This window comes from Pseudomonas sp. MIACH, from assembly GCF_001269925.1.
Taxonomy (GTDB): Bacteria; Pseudomonadota; Gammaproteobacteria; order Pseudomonadales; family Pseudomonadaceae; genus Aquipseudomonas.
In genome coordinates this window covers 39,978-57,121 of record NZ_LHVO01000029.1, presented here as the reverse complement: position 1 = coordinate 57,121, position 17,144 = coordinate 39,978, and the positions used below count along the sequence as shown (strand labels likewise).

18 protein-coding genes are annotated in these 17,144 nt (G+C 61.4%); 9 read left to right on the top strand and 9 right to left on the bottom strand.

The window, feature by feature from the left end; translation table 11 throughout:
- Positions 1–16: 16 nt before the first annotated feature.
- On the bottom strand, positions 17–928 hold the full coding sequence (locus tag AD670_RS11975) for a DMT family transporter (protein ID WP_053132068.1): 912 nt from the start codon (positions 926–928) through the stop codon (positions 17–19).
- Between the two features lie 137 nt (positions 929–1,065).
- Between AD670_RS11975 and AD670_RS11970 the strand changes: the two genes are divergently transcribed.
- The gene (locus AD670_RS11970; RefSeq protein WP_053132065.1) at positions 1,066–1,938 is read left to right on the top strand and encodes a helix-turn-helix domain-containing protein; all 873 of its coding nucleotides are present in this window, start codon (positions 1,066–1,068) and stop codon (positions 1,936–1,938) included.
- Here the strand turns inward: AD670_RS11970 and AD670_RS11965 are convergent.
- From AD670_RS11965 to AD670_RS11935, 7 genes are all read right to left on the bottom strand, one after another.
- The gene (locus AD670_RS11965; protein ID WP_053132063.1) at positions 1,935–4,436 is read right to left on the bottom strand and encodes a LuxR C-terminal-related transcriptional regulator; all 2,502 of its coding nucleotides are present in this window, start codon (positions 4,434–4,436) and stop codon (positions 1,935–1,937) included. The two genes, AD670_RS11970 and AD670_RS11965, sit on opposite strands and share 4 nt — an antisense overlap.
- A gap of 160 nt (positions 4,437–4,596) precedes the next feature.
- Positions 4,597–5,955 carry a DUF1329 domain-containing protein gene (locus AD670_RS11960; RefSeq protein ID WP_053132061.1) on the bottom strand — a complete coding sequence of 453 codons (1,359 nt, stop codon included), beginning with the start codon at positions 5,953–5,955 and terminating at the stop codon, positions 4,597–4,599.
- Positions 5,956–5,981: 26 nt separating this feature from the next.
- Complete coding sequence (locus tag AD670_RS11955; RefSeq protein WP_053132059.1) at positions 5,982–7,763, bottom strand: DUF1302 domain-containing protein; 1,782 nt, start codon at positions 7,761–7,763, stop codon at positions 5,982–5,984.
- Between the two features lie 482 nt (positions 7,764–8,245).
- Positions 8,246–9,157: an SDR family oxidoreductase gene (locus tag AD670_RS11950; RefSeq protein WP_053132057.1), complete on the bottom strand. Its 912-nt coding sequence runs from the start codon at positions 9,155–9,157 to the stop codon at positions 8,246–8,248.
- A gap of 237 nt (positions 9,158–9,394) precedes the next feature.
- Positions 9,395–10,297: an alpha/beta fold hydrolase gene (locus tag AD670_RS11945; RefSeq protein WP_053132055.1), complete on the bottom strand. Its 903-nt coding sequence runs from the start codon at positions 10,295–10,297 to the stop codon at positions 9,395–9,397.
- A complete protein-coding gene (locus tag AD670_RS11940; RefSeq protein ID WP_053132052.1) occupies positions 10,297–11,079 on the bottom strand; it encodes a class II aldolase/adducin family protein in 783 nt (260 codons plus the stop codon). The genes AD670_RS11945 and AD670_RS11940 overlap by 1 nt, the downstream gene beginning before the upstream one ends.
- A gap of 173 nt (positions 11,080–11,252) precedes the next feature.
- Positions 11,253–11,708 (bottom strand): flavodoxin, encoded by a 456-nt coding sequence (locus AD670_RS11935; RefSeq protein WP_053132049.1) that lies wholly within the window; start codon positions 11,706–11,708, stop codon positions 11,253–11,255.
- 129 nt (positions 11,709–11,837) lie between these two features.
- On the opposite strand from AD670_RS11935, the gene AD670_RS11930 reads away from it, so the two are divergent.
- Entirely contained in the window at positions 11,838–12,305 is a 468-nt protein-coding gene (locus tag AD670_RS11930; protein WP_053132047.1) for a PAS domain-containing protein, read from the top strand.
- A gap of 57 nt (positions 12,306–12,362) precedes the next feature.
- Positions 12,363–12,968, top strand: a complete 606-nt coding sequence (locus tag AD670_RS11925; RefSeq protein WP_053132044.1) for a hypothetical protein — start codon at positions 12,363–12,365, stop codon at positions 12,966–12,968.
- Positions 12,969–12,970: 2 nt separating this feature from the next.
- On the opposite strand, the gene AD670_RS11920 is transcribed toward AD670_RS11925, so the two are convergent.
- Positions 12,971–13,930 (bottom strand): MerR family transcriptional regulator, encoded by a 960-nt coding sequence (locus AD670_RS11920; RefSeq protein ID WP_053132142.1) that lies wholly within the window; start codon positions 13,928–13,930, stop codon positions 12,971–12,973.
- 214 nt (positions 13,931–14,144) lie between these two features.
- Here AD670_RS11920 and AD670_RS11915 point away from each other — a divergent pair, with 214 nt between their 5' ends.
- The 6 genes from AD670_RS11915 to AD670_RS11890 are packed head-to-tail and all read left to right on the top strand — an operon-like array spanning position 14,145 to position 17,083.
- Positions 14,145–14,705: an antibiotic biosynthesis monooxygenase gene (locus tag AD670_RS11915; protein ID WP_053132041.1), complete on the top strand. Its 561-nt coding sequence runs from the start codon at positions 14,145–14,147 to the stop codon at positions 14,703–14,705.
- A 57-nt stretch (positions 14,706–14,762) separates the two neighbouring features.
- Entirely contained in the window at positions 14,763–15,473 is a 711-nt protein-coding gene (gene folM, locus AD670_RS11910; RefSeq protein ID WP_053132039.1) for a dihydromonapterin reductase, read from the top strand.
- Positions 15,474–15,494: 21 nt separating this feature from the next.
- Positions 15,495–16,055 (top strand): GTP cyclohydrolase I FolE, encoded by a 561-nt coding sequence (folE, locus tag AD670_RS11905; protein WP_010566239.1) that lies wholly within the window; start codon positions 15,495–15,497, stop codon positions 16,053–16,055.
- A 2-nt stretch (positions 16,056–16,057) separates the two neighbouring features.
- The gene (gene folX, locus AD670_RS11900) at positions 16,058–16,429 is read left to right on the top strand and encodes a dihydroneopterin triphosphate 2'-epimerase (protein WP_003194073.1); all 372 of its coding nucleotides are present in this window, start codon (positions 16,058–16,060) and stop codon (positions 16,427–16,429) included.
- Between the two features lie 23 nt (positions 16,430–16,452).
- Positions 16,453–16,749 (top strand): DUF1244 domain-containing protein, encoded by a 297-nt coding sequence (locus AD670_RS11895; RefSeq protein WP_027607644.1) that lies wholly within the window; start codon positions 16,453–16,455, stop codon positions 16,747–16,749.
- The gene (locus tag AD670_RS11890) at positions 16,742–17,083 is read left to right on the top strand and encodes a HopJ type III effector protein (RefSeq protein ID WP_053132037.1); all 342 of its coding nucleotides are present in this window, start codon (positions 16,742–16,744) and stop codon (positions 17,081–17,083) included. The genes AD670_RS11895 and AD670_RS11890 overlap by 8 nt, the downstream gene beginning before the upstream one ends.
- Positions 17,084–17,144 lie beyond the last annotated feature (61 nt).

Below are 17,144 nucleotides of genomic sequence, written 5' to 3'. Positions count from 1 at the left end.
CTTGCCCCCTCCCACGCTAGACCTGCTTTGTCTGAAGGATCGGATTCACCGGCTGAGCCACCTTGGGCTTACGAAACACCAACACATTCCCCAGCATCACCAGCACCAACCCCGCCAGCGCCGGTGCGGTCCACTGGTAACCTTCGGCAAACGCCGACACATTCAGCGCGACCACCGGGAACAGCACCGTGCAATACGCCGCACGCTCCGGCCCCATGCGCCCTACCAACGTCAGGTAAGCGGTAAACCCAATCACCGACCCCGGAATCACCAGGTACCACAGTGCACCGATGTAACGTGCGCTCCAGTCCATCTCAAACGGAATCCCGCGCACCAGACAGTAGGTCGCCAGCATCAAGGATCCGTACAACATGCCCCAGGCATTCGTGGTCAGCGGCCTCAGACCGGCCTTCTGCTGCAGACTCGACAACATATTGCCCGCCGAGAAACACATCGTTCCCAGCAACGCCAACCCCAAACCCAGCAAGGTCTGCGGGCTGGCGGTATGCCCCACCAGCTCCGGCCAGAACAGCAAGCCTAAGCCGGCCAAGCCCAGGCCACCGCCCATCAACACATTGCGCGCCACCCGCTGGCCGAAAAACACTCGGGCGTTCAGCGCGTTCCACAGCGTGGCCGTGGAAAACACCACCGCCACCAGGCCGCTGGGGATCCACTGGCTGGCGGTGAGAAAGCACATGAAGTTGACGCAAAACAGACACAGCCCCTGGGCCAGGCAGATGAGGTGCCCGCGCCGGTTCATCACCTGCAACTTGCGACTGACCAGTAACAACGCAAACAACACCAGCGCCGCCAAGCCGAAGCGGTAGACGATGGACACCGGAATCGCCACCACGCCCAGTTGCCATTTGAGGGCGATCCAGGTGGTGCCCCAGATCAGCACAGTGAGTAAGTACAGGGAAAGGTTCATAGCGGGCTCCATCGATTGAGCCACAGTGTCGCCTTCAACCCGTGCAGGGCTCTTGCACATTCTTGCGCTTTTGTCGGGCGATGGGATCACAGCGCCAACCGCGCGGAGTAGGATGCAAGGCGTCGGAGAACACACCCATGTCAGACCTGGAATCCCTGCAAGTCTTCCAAGCCCTTAACCGCTCGCCCAACGCACGCCTGGAAGCCTGCGCCGAGCTCGGTGACGGTTTGTCTGCGGCTTTGTGGAGCAATCACCACGATTCCCAGGACTACCAGGCGCCCAGCCATCACACCTTGTCCTGCTATGTCGGCGGCGGCACCGGCACGTTTCGGCGGGACCAGCCGGGCACCAAGGGCGGCCCCGACAAGCTGTGCATCCTGCCTGCCGAGCACCAATCGGCCTGGGTGATCAACGGTGAGATTCGCCTGGCCCATGTGTATTTCAGCCCAGAGCAATTTGCCCTGGGCTGCGTCACCCTGCTTGACCGCGAACCGCGCACCCTGGAACTGCGGGAAAGTACCTTCCTGGAAGACGAGCGCCTGGCCCGACGCTTCCACCAGTTGATCGCCCTCAACTGGCACGAGCCCGCCGAACGCCTGCTCACCAGCAGCCTCGCCCATGAAATGCTCAGTCACACCCTGCTCAGCCAGGTGGGCGCCCGCGAAGGCTTGCGTTTAAAAGGCGGGCTGGCCGCCTACCAACGACGGTTACTGGTGGACTACATCGACCAGCACTTGGAAGACCCCATCAGCCTTGGGCAACTGGCTGGGTTGTGCGCGCTGTCCGAATACCATTTCGCACGGATGTTTCGCCAGAGCTTCGGCCTGCCGCCCCATCAGTACCTGCTGGCGCGCCGGCTGACCCGCGCGCAAAACCTGCTGCGTGGCGGCGTCCTGCCGTTGGGTGAGATTGCCTTGCTGTGCGGTTTTTCCAGCGCCAGCCACTTCACCCATCGCTTCCGCCAGGCCATGGGCGCCACGCCCGGCGAATACCGTCAGGCCTTTATCTAAACCATCAAACCCAAGGTCTTGGCCTTGGCCACCGCCTGGGTGCGCCGCTCTACGCCGAGCTTGCTGTGAATGCGCCGCGCGTGGGTCTTGACGGTGTGCAGGGAGATAAACAGGCGATCGGCGATCTCCAGGTTGGAGCTGCCGAGGGCGATCAGTTGCAGCACTTCCAGTTCGCGCTGGCTCAAGGGGTTTTCCACCGTGCCGGGGGTTGATGCCTGAGGCTCCAGGCCCAGCTCACTCAGGAGTCCCGGCGCGCGCAGGCGCAGTTCGCGAATCGCCTGTTGCACCTGGCAACGCCCGGCCAGTTCCAGACCGGCTTGCAGCGAGCGGCGCGCCAACGCTGGATCACCCAACTGCCAGGCGACTTCGCCCAGTACCAGATGCAGTTCGGTTTCCAGGCAGAGCATGCCGCGCTGGTGGGTGGTTTCCAGCAGCGCAGTGAGCCGCGCCACGGGTTGCTCGGCGCAGCCCAGTTTCACCTCCGCCAACACCAACAGGTATTCAAGACGCGGGATCAGTTCCAGGGTCGCCGGCGGCGCCTGCTTGCCCTGGGGCCCACGAAAATGGCGCAGCACGCGACGCACTGCCTCCACGGTCAATTCGGCGCGCCCCTGCTGCAACCAGAAATGCCCGCTGACCAATAGCAGCACCGCACGGTACACCGTGTCCGGGACCTGGCGTTGCTGCATCAGCCGCTCGGCTTCGCGCAGTTGGAAAAACGCCTGGGCGTAATCGCCACGGTTGGCGGCCAGCAGGGCCAGGCCGAGAAAGCCGTAGAGCACGCGCTTGTCCTGGCTGTGCAGGCACATCTTCAGCCCGGTTTCGAAACATTCAGCCGCCACGTTGTCTTGACCCTGGCGCAACGCCAGATGCCCGCGCCGCAAGGCGATGCGCCCCACCAGCGGTCCGGCCTTGAGCCGCTGTCCAAGCAATATGGCCTGCACATTTTCCAGCAGACTCTGGGCCCGATACGGCGCGCCGCGCTGTTCCAGTAATTGCGCGTGATCCAGTTCAAGCAAGGCCTCCAGCAGCAACGAACCCTGGGCGCGCGCCAGACACAGCGCTTCGCGGTTCAGGCCTTGGGCCACGTCCAGTTCGCCGCGCAACAAGGCTTGCTGGGTCAGCCCAGACAGGCACATCAGCCGCGAGGTCCAGGCGCTGTCGGGCAACGCGTGCAGGGCCTCAAGAAAATGCAGGCGTGCGCCTTCGGCATCGCCGCCCAGGTGCAGCAACCAGCCCCATTGCGCCTGCCAGCGCGCCAATAAATACCGCTGTTGCGCCGCCGTCGGTTGCGGGGCAAACCGCGCAAGCTGATCGATGCACGCGGCCGCCTGTTCGAAGCGCCCGGCAAACAGCAACGCCGCCGTCACCAGCCCCACCAGTTGCGCCGAGCCGAGCATCAACTCATCGCCGTGCTGCTCATGCAGGCGCAATAGCAAAACGGCGTTCTGCTGTCGGAACAGATCCTCGAAGCTGAAGTGCTGCAACAGGCTCACCGCCATTTCATATTCTTCGGCCAGCAGTGCCTGTTCGAAGGCAGCCTGCCAGTCCTGTTCGGCGCAGAACCATTGGCAGGTGCGTCGATGCCAGGAGCGTTTGGCCGGCCAGGGTTCGTCCTGCATCAGGTGCGCCAGGGGCGGAAAAACCTGCAGCCAGTCGGTGTCTTCCCACGGTTGGATAAAAGCGCCGAGCACCTGCAAATCCCTCAGGTACTGAGCCCCCTCCCCCGCGCCGAACAAGTGCTCGCACAGGCCGGCGTTGAAGCGCGGCAGATGAGCCAGTACGCGCCAGGCCTCCGCCAGTTCCGGCGACAGTGTGCTGAACAGCTCGTGTTGCAAGTAGTCGAGCAAGGTCTTGTCGGGGTGCCCATCGCCCAGCAAGGCGATGCGCACGCCGGCACACCAGCCGGCGCTGAACTGCAGCACGCTGTCGACCGAATGCCCCGGCCCATGGCTGAGCAGTTGCTGGATTTCCGCAGGGTTGAAGGCCAGTTCGGCGCCACATTCAAGCAACTCATCGTCGAGCAGCAGCCGCGGCCAGTTGCAGGCCGGACGACGTCGCGCCCCCAGCCACCAGGTCAGGGCCGGGCTGCTGGCCGTGAGCAGGCGGTCGAGCAAGGCATCGGTGTCGGGTGCCGGCGAGCGGCAAAAATCATCGAGGAACAGCCACGCCGAGGCCTGCCAGCGGCTGAGGTCGAGCAACAAGGTGGTTTCGTCGGTAAACGTCAGGCCCAGGTTTTGCGCCAGCCGCAGGCACAGGTCGAGGGGGCTGAGGGCCGCGCCATTGAGCGGCAACCAGTACACCTGGCAACCGGCAGGCGCCTGCAACGCACACTCGGCGAGCAACGCGCTCTTGCCGCTGCCACCGGGCGCGCAGAGTAATTTGACCCTGGCCTGGGCCGCCAGCAATGGCTCGGCCAGGCGTGGGCGCAGCAGATGGTGAGCGGACAGCCGGGGCATGAATCCAGGACGGTCCAGGCAGCGTGTCATGGCAGTCATTGCTGCATCCTGCTTTTTTATTGTTATGCAACCTGATGCGTACACTAGTCCTATGGCGGGGGGTTGTTGAAGAAGTATTCAGCGGGGTGATTGAAGGCCATGCACAGAAGTGGGAGGGGGCAAGCCCCCTCCCACATTTTGACCCCGCTTCGATCCGGGATCAGCGTACGCCTTCAGCCCTCAAGGCTGCTGGGGTGTAGTCCGCTGCCTTGGCCGCGAAGCCGAACACGAAGCTGCTCTTCTCCTCGTTCTTCATGCCCAGTGCGATGTAGCGTCCGGCGATGATGTCGTACAGGGTCTCGACGGTGTAGGCCGGCACCTGGTGATCGTAGTAGAACTGCGCATGGCCTTCGGCGACGCGCCACAGTTGGCCACGGCCGTCGTAGTGATCCACCAGCGCGACTTGCCAGCTGTCTTCGTCGATGTACATGTGGCGCTTGGCGTAGATGTGCCGCTCGCTTGGCTTGACCGTGCCGACCACTTCCCACACGCGGTGCAGTTCGTAACGGGTCAGGTCCTGGTTGATGTGACCGGCCTTGATGATGTCGTCGTATTTGAGCGACGGCGAATCGAGCTTGTAGCTGTTGTAGGGGATGTACATCTCTTTCTTACCCACCAGCTTCCAGTCGTAGCGGTCGGGGGCGCCGGAGAACATGTCGAAGTTGTCGGTGGTGCGCAGGCCGTCGGACGCGGTGCCCGGGCCGTCATAAGACACTTGCGGCGCGCGGCGTACGCGGCGCTGGCCGGCGTTGTAGATCCAGGCCAGGCGCGGCTCCTTCACTTGGTCGAGGGTCTCGTGCACCAGCAGCACGTTGCCCGCCAGGCGCGCCGGGGCGGTGACCGATTGCTTGAAATAGCTCAACACGTTGGCCGCCTTGGCCTGGTCGATATCGGGAATCGCCTGGGGCACTGCCACTTCTTCCTCGAAGCGGATCGGCGTGTAGCTGCCATTGGTCTGCGGGGTGGCCTGGGTGATGATGCGGCGCAGGTTGCCGCCATGGTAACGGGTGATGTGGTTCCACAGCACTTCCACGCCATTCTTGGGAATCGGGAACGCGTAGTAACGGTTACCGGTGAAGTTTTCCAGGCCGTTACCGTCGTTGATCGCTTTGACGTTCAGCGCGCTGCGCTTGATCGACTCGTAGATATCCGGTGGCAGGTTGACCGTACGGTGGCTCGGGTAGACCGGGATCTTGTAGGTCTCGGGGTAGCGCTTGAACATCGCCACCTGGCCGTCGGAGAGTTTGTCTTTGTACTTGTCGACGGTGGCCGCGGTGATCACGAACAGCGGTTTTTCACTGGCGAACGGGTCGGCAAGGAAGCCCTTGCTGTCCACCGCGCCGGCGTTTTTCGGGATGCCACCGGTCCAGGCCGGGATCGAGCCATCGGCGTTGCCGGCCTTTTCGGCGCCGACCGGAGTCAGGGTCGTGCCCAGCTTGGCCGCCTCTTCCGGCGACACCGCCGCCATCACGTGGGAGGCCAACAGGCTGAGGGCCAACACTGCAATTGTCTTACGCATAGGTTCTTGTCCTTCTTTAAGCCAAATCAGAAGTTCACGCCGAAGCTGAGGGCGAGGAAGTCGCGGTCGGTCAGGGTGTTGTAGTCGCCGCCAAAGAAGTCGGTGTAGCTGAGGCTGGCGGTGTAGGTGCTGCGGTAGTCCGCATCCACGCCGACGCTGAGGGCCTTGGCGCCTTTGTTGAAGATCCCGTTGGGGCCGTAGCCGGCGACGTCATGGGACCAGGACAGGTTGGGCTTGAGGTTCACCCCGAAAATTGCGTTGTTGTAGTCAAGGATCGCCCGCGCGCGGTAGCCCCAGGAGGTGGAGGTAACGAAGCCGTCGGTGTCACCCTGGAAACCGTAGGCGCCATACACAGAGTCACGGCCATAACGCAGCTTGGATTTGTCTTCCAGGCCAGCCACGTGCACCACGGCTGCTTCGCCCACCAGCGTCAGGCGTTCGGCGCCGAGGACTTGGTCGAAGAACTGGGTCATGGTGCTTTGGATCTGGGTGATTTCCTTGCGGCGATAACCTTTGTTGTCGCTGCCGAAATTGCTGCGGATGGGCGAGGCCAATTGGCCGGCGATTGGGTTGAGCAAGGCCAATGTCAGGTCGGTGGTATTCAACTGCACCGGGGCATTGGGCCGGTAGCTGATTTCCCCGGTCCACGCCGTGCCGGTGGGCAAGGTAGTGGAGAAACTCGCGCCGAACAGGCGGATGTCTTCCGGGTAGTCGAGGTAGTACTGGCCACGGCCGAGCATGGTGCTCTGGGCGAGGGCCGAACCAAAGCCCGCCGGGGCCGCCGCCGCAATACCACCGATAGTCGCCAGATTGGTGTTGGCGGTAATAGTGCCTACGGTCGGCGTGCGGCTGTGGTAGTTCATGAAGTACAGGCCGTACTCCGTGTCATCACCCAGCCAGCGCAAGGCAGCGCCAAATTGGCCGGAATCCCGCGCATCACGATCACCGGCGCGTTGCACCACCACGCCTTCGCGGGTCACTACAAAGCCTTGGCCGCGTGCCGCTGCGATCGGTTGCAACGGCGCGATTGCCGGGTTACCCACTGTGTAGTTACCGGTGCAACCATCCGCCGCCACGTCACCGCCAAAGAACGTGCCGCAGTTGTCCAACACCGTCTGGTCCCACTCCAACTGGTAGAAGCCTTCCACGGTCAGTTGGTTGGTCAGGCTCTGGGAGGCAAACAGCATATTCACCGGGATCAGCCCTTCCTTGATCTCGGCGCCAGGACGCCGGAACGCCGACACGTCGATGGGGTTGATGCTGTTGATGGAGTTGCCGATGAAGGTACTTTCGCCCCAACTGACCACCTGCTTACCGGCGCGCACGGTGCCCGGCAGGTCGCCCAGGGAGTAGTTGTGATAGACGAACGCATCGAGGATCTGCGCGCCGCTGGATTTGGCGCCTTCCTTGCGGTTGTGGTCGCTGATCTGCTTGAACTCGCGGTCTTCATCCTTGAGTTCGAAGTCGTACCAATACTTGCCGCGCACGAACACACCGGTATCGCCGTACTTGAGTTCAAGGTCGTGCAGGCCCTTGAAGATTTTCGAGAAGGTCTCGCCCTTCTTGAAATTCAGCCGCCCGTCATCCCCCGTGGAAGCCTGCCCCGTGCCGCCATTGACGGTGCCCACGAGTTTTTTATCGGCATCACGCATACCCCAGCTGGAGCCGACCGACAGCGAAGAGTCGAATTGCCCTTCGATCTCGCCAATGTTGAAGGAAACAGCCTGTGCCTGGGCACAGCAACCCAACGCAACCGCAGCAGCCAGCGCCTGTGGCGTGAAGATGGCGCGCATTATTGTTTTTGTCATGCGTCTTCCCCGGTGAGTGACAGAAGGCCCCACCCTACTGCCGCGCAGGAGGAGCGATAAGCGCACCAAGGAGGGATTCGTGTTGTCGCTCGAAAGGATTACAGGCCGCTCTGGCCTGGGTCTGGGCGGGAGCATGGACCGGGTGGATGGTGGGTTATCAGGGGCATGGATGGTGCACGTCGAGACTGTTGCAGTTTTGACAACAGTCCTTGTCCTGAAGCGCTCTTACTCATCCAGTTACAAACGACTATTCTTGCCGGGCTTTCAGGGCAAACCGCCCGCTTCCCCAAACGGAAGAAAAGCCAGATTCAAATGGATTGATGTCTTTTTTCAGTCTGTTACCGGTGTTCACTGACGTTGATTTGTCGCTCCTTGATCCAACGTCTTACTTCAGCCGCTGCGTTTGCAGCGGCTTTTTTTTGCCTGAAAAAAAACGGGGCGCCATCAGCGCCCCGTAGGATTCAATCTTTTTCAAGCAACGATCACAGGCTGTATTTCTGCAGATTGGCCATCATCTCCTTCAACGCTTCGATGTTGTCCTTGGGATGGGCCGCGCCTTCGAAGTCGCAGATCTGCGCCCAATGTGCCGCCACATCGTCGGGCGAGAATCCGGCTTCAGGATCAAAGCCCACGCCCAGGCTGCGTTCCCAGCGGGTCTTGCCGATCCAGCCGCCACCCACTTCAAACAGGCCCGACGTTTCCTGGCACGCTTCGCTGCCCAGGTACACCACCAGCGGGCTGACCAATTCCGGCTTGAGGCGCTCGAACACTTGTGGCGGGATCAGGCCCTCGGTCATGCGCGTGGCGCCGGTAGGGGCGATGGCATTGACCAGGATGTTGTTCTTGCGTCCTTCCAGGGCCAGGGTGCGGGTGAGGCCGTACAGCCCGAGCTTGGCCATGCCGTAGTTGGACTGGCCGAAGTTGCCGTAGATGCCCGAGGTGGACGCGGTGAAGATCACACGGCCGTAACCCTGCTCACGCAAGTGCGGCCAGGCGGCGCGGGTGACTTTGTAGGCGCCTTCGACATGCACCCGGTAAACCAGGTCCCAGTCGGTGTCGTCCATTTTGTGGAAGGTTTTGTCGCGCAGGATCCCGGCGTTGTTGACCACCACGTCGATGCGCCCGAACACGTCGAGGGCGTTCTGGACGATCTTGTCACCGTCGGTGACAGAGTCATGGTTGGCTTCGGCGATACCGCCCGCCTCACGAATCTGCGCCACGACCCGATCGGCAGCGGACGCATTGGCGCCCTCGCCCTGGGTTGAACCACCGAGATCGTTGACCAGCACCTTGGCCCCGTGCCTGGCGAACAGCAGCGCATGGGCCCGGCCCAATCCGCCGCCAGCACCGGTGACGATCACGACCTTATCCTGGAACTGCACTGACTCACTCATACCGAACTCCGCTGGCGACAATGGGAATGGGTCGAGTGTCCGGCAAGGCGCCTGTGGTCACAATAAATACGGCTGAGGCTGAATGGTGCTCGATAAGGCTGGGGGATGATGACTCGTCTCTTTGTAGGAGCGAGCTTGCTCGCGAACAATCCCAGAGCGCCGCGTGATGTCAGGATTCCCACGTTATCGTTGACGATTTTCGCGAGCAAGCTCGCTCCTGCAGAAAAGGATTTGGGATCAGGAATAGGCCACTTGCGAGGCCGGCTGCCCGACCCGCTCCCGAAACGCCTGGTAGTGCTTGAGCACCTGTACCGGCGCCTCGATCTGTGGGTAGTGGCCGATATTTGCCAGCAACACCGTGTCGGCGTCGGGTACCAGTTGCTGGTAGCGCTCGACCATGTGCGCGCCGGAGATCGGGTCAACTTCGCCGTCGATCACCCGCAACGGCACTTCGCCGCGCTGCATTGCATCGACCCAGCGATCACGCAAGCGTCGGCGCTGGGGCACGTAGGCGATCAGTTTGTGCAGGATGCGTGTGCCGTCGTTGCAGTTGATCAGGCTCCAGAAATCATCCAGGGCACTTTCACTGGGACGGGTGTTGGGGCCGAAGATCTGGCTGAAGCTGTCGGCAAGGGCATTGCGCCCGAAAGCGCGGCCGATCATCCAGCCCAGCGGGCTGAGCAGGAGTTTTTGCACCAGCGCCGGGCGATGGGTTTCGGGAAATAATCCGCCGTTGAGGAACACGCAACTGGCCATCCGGAAGCGGCCTTCGTAGTGCCGGGCCAACAGTTCCTGGGCGACGCTGTCACCGTAGTCATGGGCCAGCACATGCACCGGCTGCTCCACGCGCAGATGCTCCAGCAGCGCCTGTTGCAGATCCGCCTGTTCAAGCAGGCAATAACCATGGTCCAGCGGCTTGGCCGAATCGCCGAAGCCGAGCATGTCGCAAGCAATGACCTGGTTGTGCTGGGCCAGCGGTTGCCACAGGTAATGCCAATCCCAACTGGCGGTGGGGAAACCATGGATCAACAACAAGGGTTCGCCCTGCCCCGCCACCCAGTAACGGATGGTGCGGCCACGAAATTCGAAACTCTGGCCGCGCTTGCGCCAGGCTCTTAGTGGGATCTCGGCGAGTGGCATCAGCGTCTATACCCAGTGTCTTGACGGTCCAATTTGCGCAGCAGCGCCGGCCAGGCCAGCGCGCCGCCCATACCCTGGGCACTCTTTGTGACAGCCGCCACCATCGCCCGTGCCCCGGCGAGAATCTGCGGTTCGATGGTGATCAATTCAGCCCCGCCGTTTTGCGCCAGCACCTGGATATCGCAGGCGCGCTGGAAGGTGAACATCATCAGGAAGGTGTCGGCGATGGTGCTGCCACAGGTCAGCAGACCGTGGTTGTGCAGCATCAGGAAATTGTTGTCGCCCAGGTCGGCCTGCAAGCGCGCCTTCTCTTCGTGGTTCAGCGCCACCCCTTCATAAGCGTGATAGGCGAGGCTCGACAGCACGAAGATCGATTGCTGGCTGATCGGCAGCACCCCCTGCTTCTGCGCAGCTACCGCCACACCGGAGGCGGTGTGGGTATGCAGCACGCAGGTGACATCGTGGCGAACTTCATGGATGGCACTGTGGATGGTGTAGCCCGCCGGGTTGATCTCGTAGGGGCTGTCCATCAACTTGTTGCCGGCCTGATCGACCTTGACCAGGCTTGACGCGGTGATCTCGTCGAACATCTGCCCATACGGGTTGATCAGGAAGTCATCCGTGCCGGGGACCTTGGCCGAGATGTGGGTGAAGATCAGGTCGTCCCAACCATGCAGCGCCACAAGGCGATAGCAGGCCGCCAGGTCGACACGGGTCTGCCACTCGGCAGCACTGACCTGATCTTTGACGTTCTGTGGCGGTTCAACGGGGGCTAGGCTCACGGCAATGACCTCCTTGGCGCACTTGTTATTATTTTTCTCAGTGATTGGCCAGTCTAGTCAGACACCCTGACGGAAGTAGTTGCCTTCGCAGCCAGCTTGATGACCGAGCGAGTCAGGTTTGAGAATAGTACAAGTCGCGTCAGAGAAGCGCCGCCAATAAAGGCGGCATGCGCTCAGGCGCGCAGCGCCGTGATCAAGTCAGCCAGCCACGGCTCGGCGTCAGATTCCGGGGTGACGCTTTCGCTGGCGTCCAGGCGCAGCATCGGCAGCACTTCGCGCACGCCCAGCTCGCCGAACAGCTCGCGCATTTGTTCGCCGCCGCCACAGAAGGTGTCACCGTAGCTGGCGTCGCCCAGGCCGATCACTGCGCCAGGCAGGCCGCGCCAGGCTGCGGGCAACTGGTCGCGGATGGTTGAATACAACGGCTGCAGGTTGTCGGGCAATTCACCCATGCCGGTGGTCGAGGTCACGGCCAGGAAGGCCTCGGGGGCAAAGGCCTGAACATCCGCCAGGGTGGCGCGTGGGTTGTGCCAGGCGTCGAAACCGGCCGCATTGAGGATGCCAACGGCGTGGCGGGCGACTTCTTCAGCCGTGCCGTAGACCGAGCCGGAAAGGATGGCGACTTTCATCAATCTGATCCTGTAGTTGAGCGAAAGCCTGGGATATTAGCAGCTGGCGCAAATATTTCGCTGCGCAGGGTGCAACATTCAGCACCTGTCATAAACTGCCAACGCCCACCACACGCTATGGACCGCTCAATGATTAACGCCCAACTGATGCAAATGGTGATCAACGCTTCCAACGAAGGCATCGTGGTTGCCGAACAGGAAGGCGAGGACAAGCCACTGATCTACGTGAACCCCGCATTCGAACGGATGACCGGCTACACCCTGGATGAAATCCTCTACCAGGATTGTCGCTTCCTGCAATCGGGTGACCGCGACCAGCCGGCCCTGATGACCATCCGAGCAACCCTGGAGAATGGCGGTTCGTGCCGTGAAATCCTGCGCAATTATCGCAAGGACGGTAGCCATTTCTGGAACGAGCTGTCGCTTTCAACGGTGTACAACCAGGCCGATAAGCAAACCTATTTCATCGGTGTGCAAAAGGACGTCACCGTCCAGATGAAGGCCCAGCAGCGTGTCGCCCAGCTGGAAAACGAGCTGGCCCAGGTCAAGGCCGAGCTGGCGGCGCTCAAAATGAAAAGCGGATCTAACAAAATTTAGATAATGCAGCCATTAGAGGGGATAATGGCGTTTTAACACCCCGATCGAGAAAGAGCGATGCAACGCGACGCGCTTCTGACCCAGGACGAGCTGGATTTCATTCAGAACATGCAGCACAACCCGCAACTCAACCTGCGGGATGCTTCGTCGAACCTGACCGTCAATGGCGGTGCTCAGCTTCGCGACCTGCTCACCCGCCTGGCCGCCCACGACCATGTCACCATCCAGGCACAGGTCGACAACCAGCAACTGACCTTCCCCCTGCAGTTGGTGGAAGATGAGTTCAATGCGGTGCATCTGCGTCTGGGGGTGCCGAGCATTTTCGAAGATGGACCGATGGTACGCCCGTGGCGCCTGGCGCTTGAAGCACCGGTGGCCCTGGAGAATGTCAGGGGCACTGCGGGTGCCCTCTGGGTGCATGAAGTGTCGTTCAAGGGCGTGCTGGTGGAGATTCGAGGCCGGATCAAGCCGCCAAAAACCTTTTCCCTGTGGTTCAGCCCTTCCGGTTATGAGCGCATTGCGCTGCGCGGCGCATTCGAGCGGGAAACGGCGCGGGGTTTGTTTGCCTATCGCATCAGCCAGAGTGATGCAGATGAAACCGAGCGCCTGCGCCAATTCATCCTGCACCAGCACCGTCTGCTACACCCGCAGATGCACGCCTGACATCAGGTATCCAGGTTGCCGCTGAGAAACTGCTGCAAGCGGCGTTGCATCTGGCGCCCTTCGCTGCCCAGGCAACCGATGGAGGAACCTGCCAACGCACTCTGCGCCAGGTCCGACGCAGCACCGGCGAGAAACATTGGGCAATCCAGCGTCATCGCCAAGCGATTGAGGCGCGCAGCCAGACCCAGGTTATGAGCGTGATTGGAGAAGATGACCAGCGCCCGGGGGCGAGTCTTTTCACACACCAGCGTCAACTCATCGAGCGGTTGGCCCATGCCCAGCACCTGCACCGCCAGGTCATCCCGACTGATCAACAGCGCTGCCACCAGTAACTCCAATTTGCGGCACTCGCCGGGCATGGCTGCCAGCAATACCCGAGGCGCCGCTGACAGCGTCGCTGCCTGCAGGCGTTGAAAGGCATGGGTACGCAGGAAGGTGTCGAAAAACAGCCACTCGCTGGCTTGACCGAAACGCCCCTGATGGCGCAGCAGCTCATTCCAGAGCGGCATCAGGATGTCTTGGAATGCCACATTGAGGGGGTAGGTCGCGAAAATCTGCCCGTACAGGCTTTCCAGTTGGCGGTCGTCAAAGGCGTTGACGGCCTGCAACAGCCGCGCCCGCCATTGCGGGACCTCGCCTTCCACCCCCATGTCCCGCTCAGCGCGAATCGCTTCGGCCTGCTGAGCATCGTGCGCGAGGATCTTGCCCACTTTGCTCACAGCTACGCCGCGCTCGATCCAGTCGAGAATACGATTGACGGTCTCGATATCGGCCTGGGAATAGAGGCGATGCCCACTTTCGGTGCGGGTTGGCTGGATCAATCCGTAACGCCGCTCCCAGGCACGCAGTGTGACCGGATTGACGCCTGTCAATCTCGATACTTCACGAATTGGCAACAGCTCAGCACAATCCGTTGAATCCAGATGTGAAACGATATCAACGGGAGCAGTAATCACGGGCATTCGAGACCAAAAAAACAGCGGCAGTTGGGCGTTCATTTAACGTCTTTAGACCTGTCCTTTTCAAGGCCCGTGCGTTTCAGACCAATGTCGCTGGTGTATTTCAGCAAAACAGGAATAATCCTTGCCTGTTTTTTACACGTCGCTGCAGCACCCCGCAGCTTCGTCTGTGTGCCACCTACCCGGTTCAGCGCACCCGTACATTTGGAGATACACAATGTCTACCTCTCCCGTCACCTTGATGGTTGCACGTCGCGTCGCCAAAGGGCGCTACGAAGAACTGATGGCCTGGCTGCGCGAAGGCGAGCAATTGGCCACCGACTTCCCCGGTTACCTGGGCTCCGGGGTGCTGGCACCACCGCCCAATGATGATGAATTCCAGATCATTTTCCGCTTCGCCGATGAACAAACCCTGCATGCCTGGGAGTTTTCCGCCTCACGCAGCGCGTGGTTGAGCCGTGGCAGCGATCTGTTTGCCGATCCGTCCGAGCACCGTGTACGGGGCATCGATGGCTGGTTTGGTGCAGCGGGCGCCCGTCCGCCGCGCTGGAAGCAGGCAGTGGCGATCTGGTTGGCATTTTTCCCGGTGTCGCTGCTGTTCAACTTCGTCCTCGGGCCGCTGCTCAGTGAACTCAACCTGGGGCCACGGGTGCTGGTCAGCACAATGGCACTCACGCCCTTGATGGTGTACTGGTTCATTCCGCTGTCGACCCACCTGCTGGCGAACTGGCTGCATCCAACGCCAGCCCCGCGCAAGGCCACCGAAGCGGCGGCGTGAGTACAGGGGCGGCCCGTCGCTGGTATGATTTGCGCCTGCCAGCGACGCGAGCCTCCCATGACTGCAACGAACGCCCCGATCCTGATCACCGGCGCCGGCCAGCGTGTCGGCCTGCATTGCGCCGAGCGCCTGCTGGACGAAGGCCAGTCGGTGATTTTCAGCTACCGCAACGAACGTCCCGGCGTGCAGGCCCTGCGCGAGCGTGGCGCGGTCGGCGTGTTTGCCGACTTCTCCACCGAAGCCGGGATTCTCGCGTTCATCGCTGAACTGAACACCCACACCCAAAGCCTGCGGGCGATCATCCACAACGCCTCGGCCTGGATCGCAGAAACCCCGGGCGACGAAAGCCGCGCTTTCAGCGACATGTTCAGCGTGCACATGCTTGCGCCGTACCTGATCAACCTGCATTGTTCGACCTTGCTGCAGCGCTCAACACCGGCCGACATCGTGCATATCAGCGATGACGTGGTGCGCAAGGGCAGCCGCCAGCACATCGCCTACTGCGCCACCAAGGCCGGGCTGGACAGCCTGACGCTGTCGTTTGCCGCGCAGTTCGCGCCGTTGATCAAGGTCAATGGCATTGCCCCGGCGATGGTGATGTTCAACGAAGGCGACGACGCGGTCTACCGCGCCAAAGTCCTGGCCAAGTCGGCCCTGGGCATCGAGCCAGGGCCCGAGGTGATCTACCAGAGCGTGCGTTACCTGCTGGACAACCCGTATGTCACCGGTACCACCCTGACCGTCAACGGCGGGCGGCATATCAAGTAAGCCGTTTGTGAGGAATGTTGCATGACCTTATCCCTGCCCCACCATTACCGCGAGATCCTCAAGGGCCTGGGCGAAGACCCGGAACGCGAAGGCTTGCTCGATACCCCCAAGCGCGCCGCCAAGGCCATGCAGTACCTGTGTCATGGCTATGAGCAGAACCTCGAAGAAATCGTCAACGGCGCACTGTTCGCCTCCGACAATGACGAGATGGTGATCCTCAAGGACATCGAGTTGTATTCGCTGTGCGAACATCACCTGCTGCCCTTTATCGGCAGGGCCCACGTGGCCTATATTCCGACCGGCAAGGTGCTGGGCCTGTCGAAGCTGGCGCGCATTGTCGACATGTTCGCCCGGCGCCTGCAGATCCAGGAAAACCTCACCCGGCAAATCGCCGACGCCATTCAGGAAGTGACCCAGGCCGCCGGTGTGGCTGTGGTGATCGAAGCCAAGCACATGTGCATGATGATGCGCGGCGTGGAAAAACAGAATTCAACCATGAACACCTCGGTGATGCTCGGCGCGTTCCGCGAGTCGAACACCACGCGCATGGAGTTCCTGCAACTGATTGGACGGAGCAAGTAGCAATGCCACAACTTCAACCAGGCATGGCGCGTATCCGGGTCAAGGACCTGTGCCTGCGCACCTTTATCGGCATCAACGAGGACGAAATCCTCAACAAGCAGGATGTGCTGATCAACCTGACCATCCTGTATGCCGCCCAGGAAGCCGTGCGCGACAACGACATCGACCACGCGCTGAACTACCGCACCATCACCAAGGCCATCATCGCCCACGTGGAAGGCAACCGCTTTGCCCTGCTGGAGCGCCTGACCCAGGAACTGCTGGACCTGGTGATGAGCAACGAATCGGTGCTGTATGCCGAAGTCGAAGTGGATAAGCCCCATGCGCTGCGCTTTGCCGAGTCGGTGTCGATTACCCTGGCGGCCAGCCGCTAACCCCTGAATTGTCAGTGAGCCCTATGAACGATCAACAACGCCTCGAACTTGAAGCCGCCGCCTTCCGCCGGCTGGTGGCGCACCTGGACAGCCGCAAGGATGTGCAGAATATTGACCTGATGAACCTCGCCGGCTTCTGCCGCAACTGCCTGTCCAAGTGGTACAAGGCCGAGGCCGACGAGCGCCAGATCGAGCTGAGCCTCGATGACGCCCGTGAAGTGGTGTACGGCATGCCGTACGCCGAGTGGAAAGCCCAATACCAGCAAGAAGCCAGCGCCGAGCAACAGGCGGCGTTTGCCAAAGGAAAAACCCATGACTGATTTGAACACCCTGCGCGCCAGCCTCAACAGTGGCGAACACGTTTTTGCGGACACCCTGGCGTTTGTCGCTGCCGGTTACGATTACCAGCCGCAGGCCTTCACCAATGGCGAGGTGGAAAACGCTGCCGGTCAGAACGAAGGCTCGTGCAAGACCCTGGGTTTGGCGCTGCTGGAAGGCTTGAGCAACCAGGAAGCGCTGCTGGCGTTTGGTGAGCATTACCGCTCGGTGGTGGCGACGCCTGAGGGCAGCGACCATGGCAATATCCGGGCGTTGATTGCCCATGGGTTGGCCGGTGTGAAATTCGCCGCCCAGCCACTGACCCGCAAATCCTGAGTCAGACGCGGATCAACATGTGGGAGGGCTTGCCCTCTCCCATGTTTAAATTGCACTCACA

Bases quoted from the DNA above. Each gene is read 5' to 3' on its own strand.
- AD670_RS11975 (WP_053132068.1), bottom strand. From the start codon at position 928: ATGAACCTTTCCCTGTACTTACTCACTGTGCTGATCTGGGGCACCACC.
- AD670_RS11935 (WP_053132049.1), bottom strand. From the start codon at position 11,708: ATGAAAGTCGCCATCCTTTCCGGCTCGGTCTACGGCACGGCTGAAGAA.
- folM (WP_053132039.1), top strand. From the start codon at position 14,763: ATGACTGCAACGAACGCCCCGATCCTGATCACCGGCGCCGGCCAGCGT.
- AD670_RS11960 (WP_053132061.1), bottom strand. From the start codon at position 5,955: ATGCGTAAGACAATTGCAGTGTTGGCCCTCAGCCTGTTGGCCTCCCAC.
- AD670_RS11930 (WP_053132047.1), top strand. From the start codon at position 11,838: ATGATTAACGCCCAACTGATGCAAATGGTGATCAACGCTTCCAACGAA.
- AD670_RS11915 (WP_053132041.1), top strand. From the start codon at position 14,145: ATGTCTACCTCTCCCGTCACCTTGATGGTTGCACGTCGCGTCGCCAAA.
- AD670_RS11945 (WP_053132055.1), bottom strand. From the start codon at position 10,297: ATGCCACTCGCCGAGATCCCACTAAGAGCCTGGCGCAAGCGCGGCCAG.
- folX (WP_003194073.1), top strand. From the start codon at position 16,058: ATGCCACAACTTCAACCAGGCATGGCGCGTATCCGGGTCAAGGACCTG.
- AD670_RS11965 (WP_053132063.1), bottom strand. From the start codon at position 4,436: ATGACTGCCATGACACGCTGCCTGGACCGTCCTGGATTCATGCCCCGG.
- AD670_RS11950 (WP_053132057.1), bottom strand. From the start codon at position 9,157: ATGAGTGAGTCAGTGCAGTTCCAGGATAAGGTCGTGATCGTCACCGGT.
- AD670_RS11970 (WP_053132065.1), top strand. From the start codon at position 1,066: ATGTCAGACCTGGAATCCCTGCAAGTCTTCCAAGCCCTTAACCGCTCG.
- folE (WP_010566239.1), top strand. From the start codon at position 15,495: ATGACCTTATCCCTGCCCCACCATTACCGCGAGATCCTCAAGGGCCTG.
- AD670_RS11920 (WP_053132142.1), bottom strand. From the start codon at position 13,930: ATGCCCGTGATTACTGCTCCCGTTGATATCGTTTCACATCTGGATTCA.
- AD670_RS11890 (WP_053132037.1), top strand. From the start codon at position 16,742: ATGACTGATTTGAACACCCTGCGCGCCAGCCTCAACAGTGGCGAACAC.
- AD670_RS11895 (WP_027607644.1), top strand. From the start codon at position 16,453: ATGAACGATCAACAACGCCTCGAACTTGAAGCCGCCGCCTTCCGCCGG.
- AD670_RS11955 (WP_053132059.1), bottom strand. From the start codon at position 7,763: ATGACAAAAACAATAATGCGCGCCATCTTCACGCCACAGGCGCTGGCT.
- AD670_RS11925 (WP_053132044.1), top strand. From the start codon at position 12,363: ATGCAACGCGACGCGCTTCTGACCCAGGACGAGCTGGATTTCATTCAG.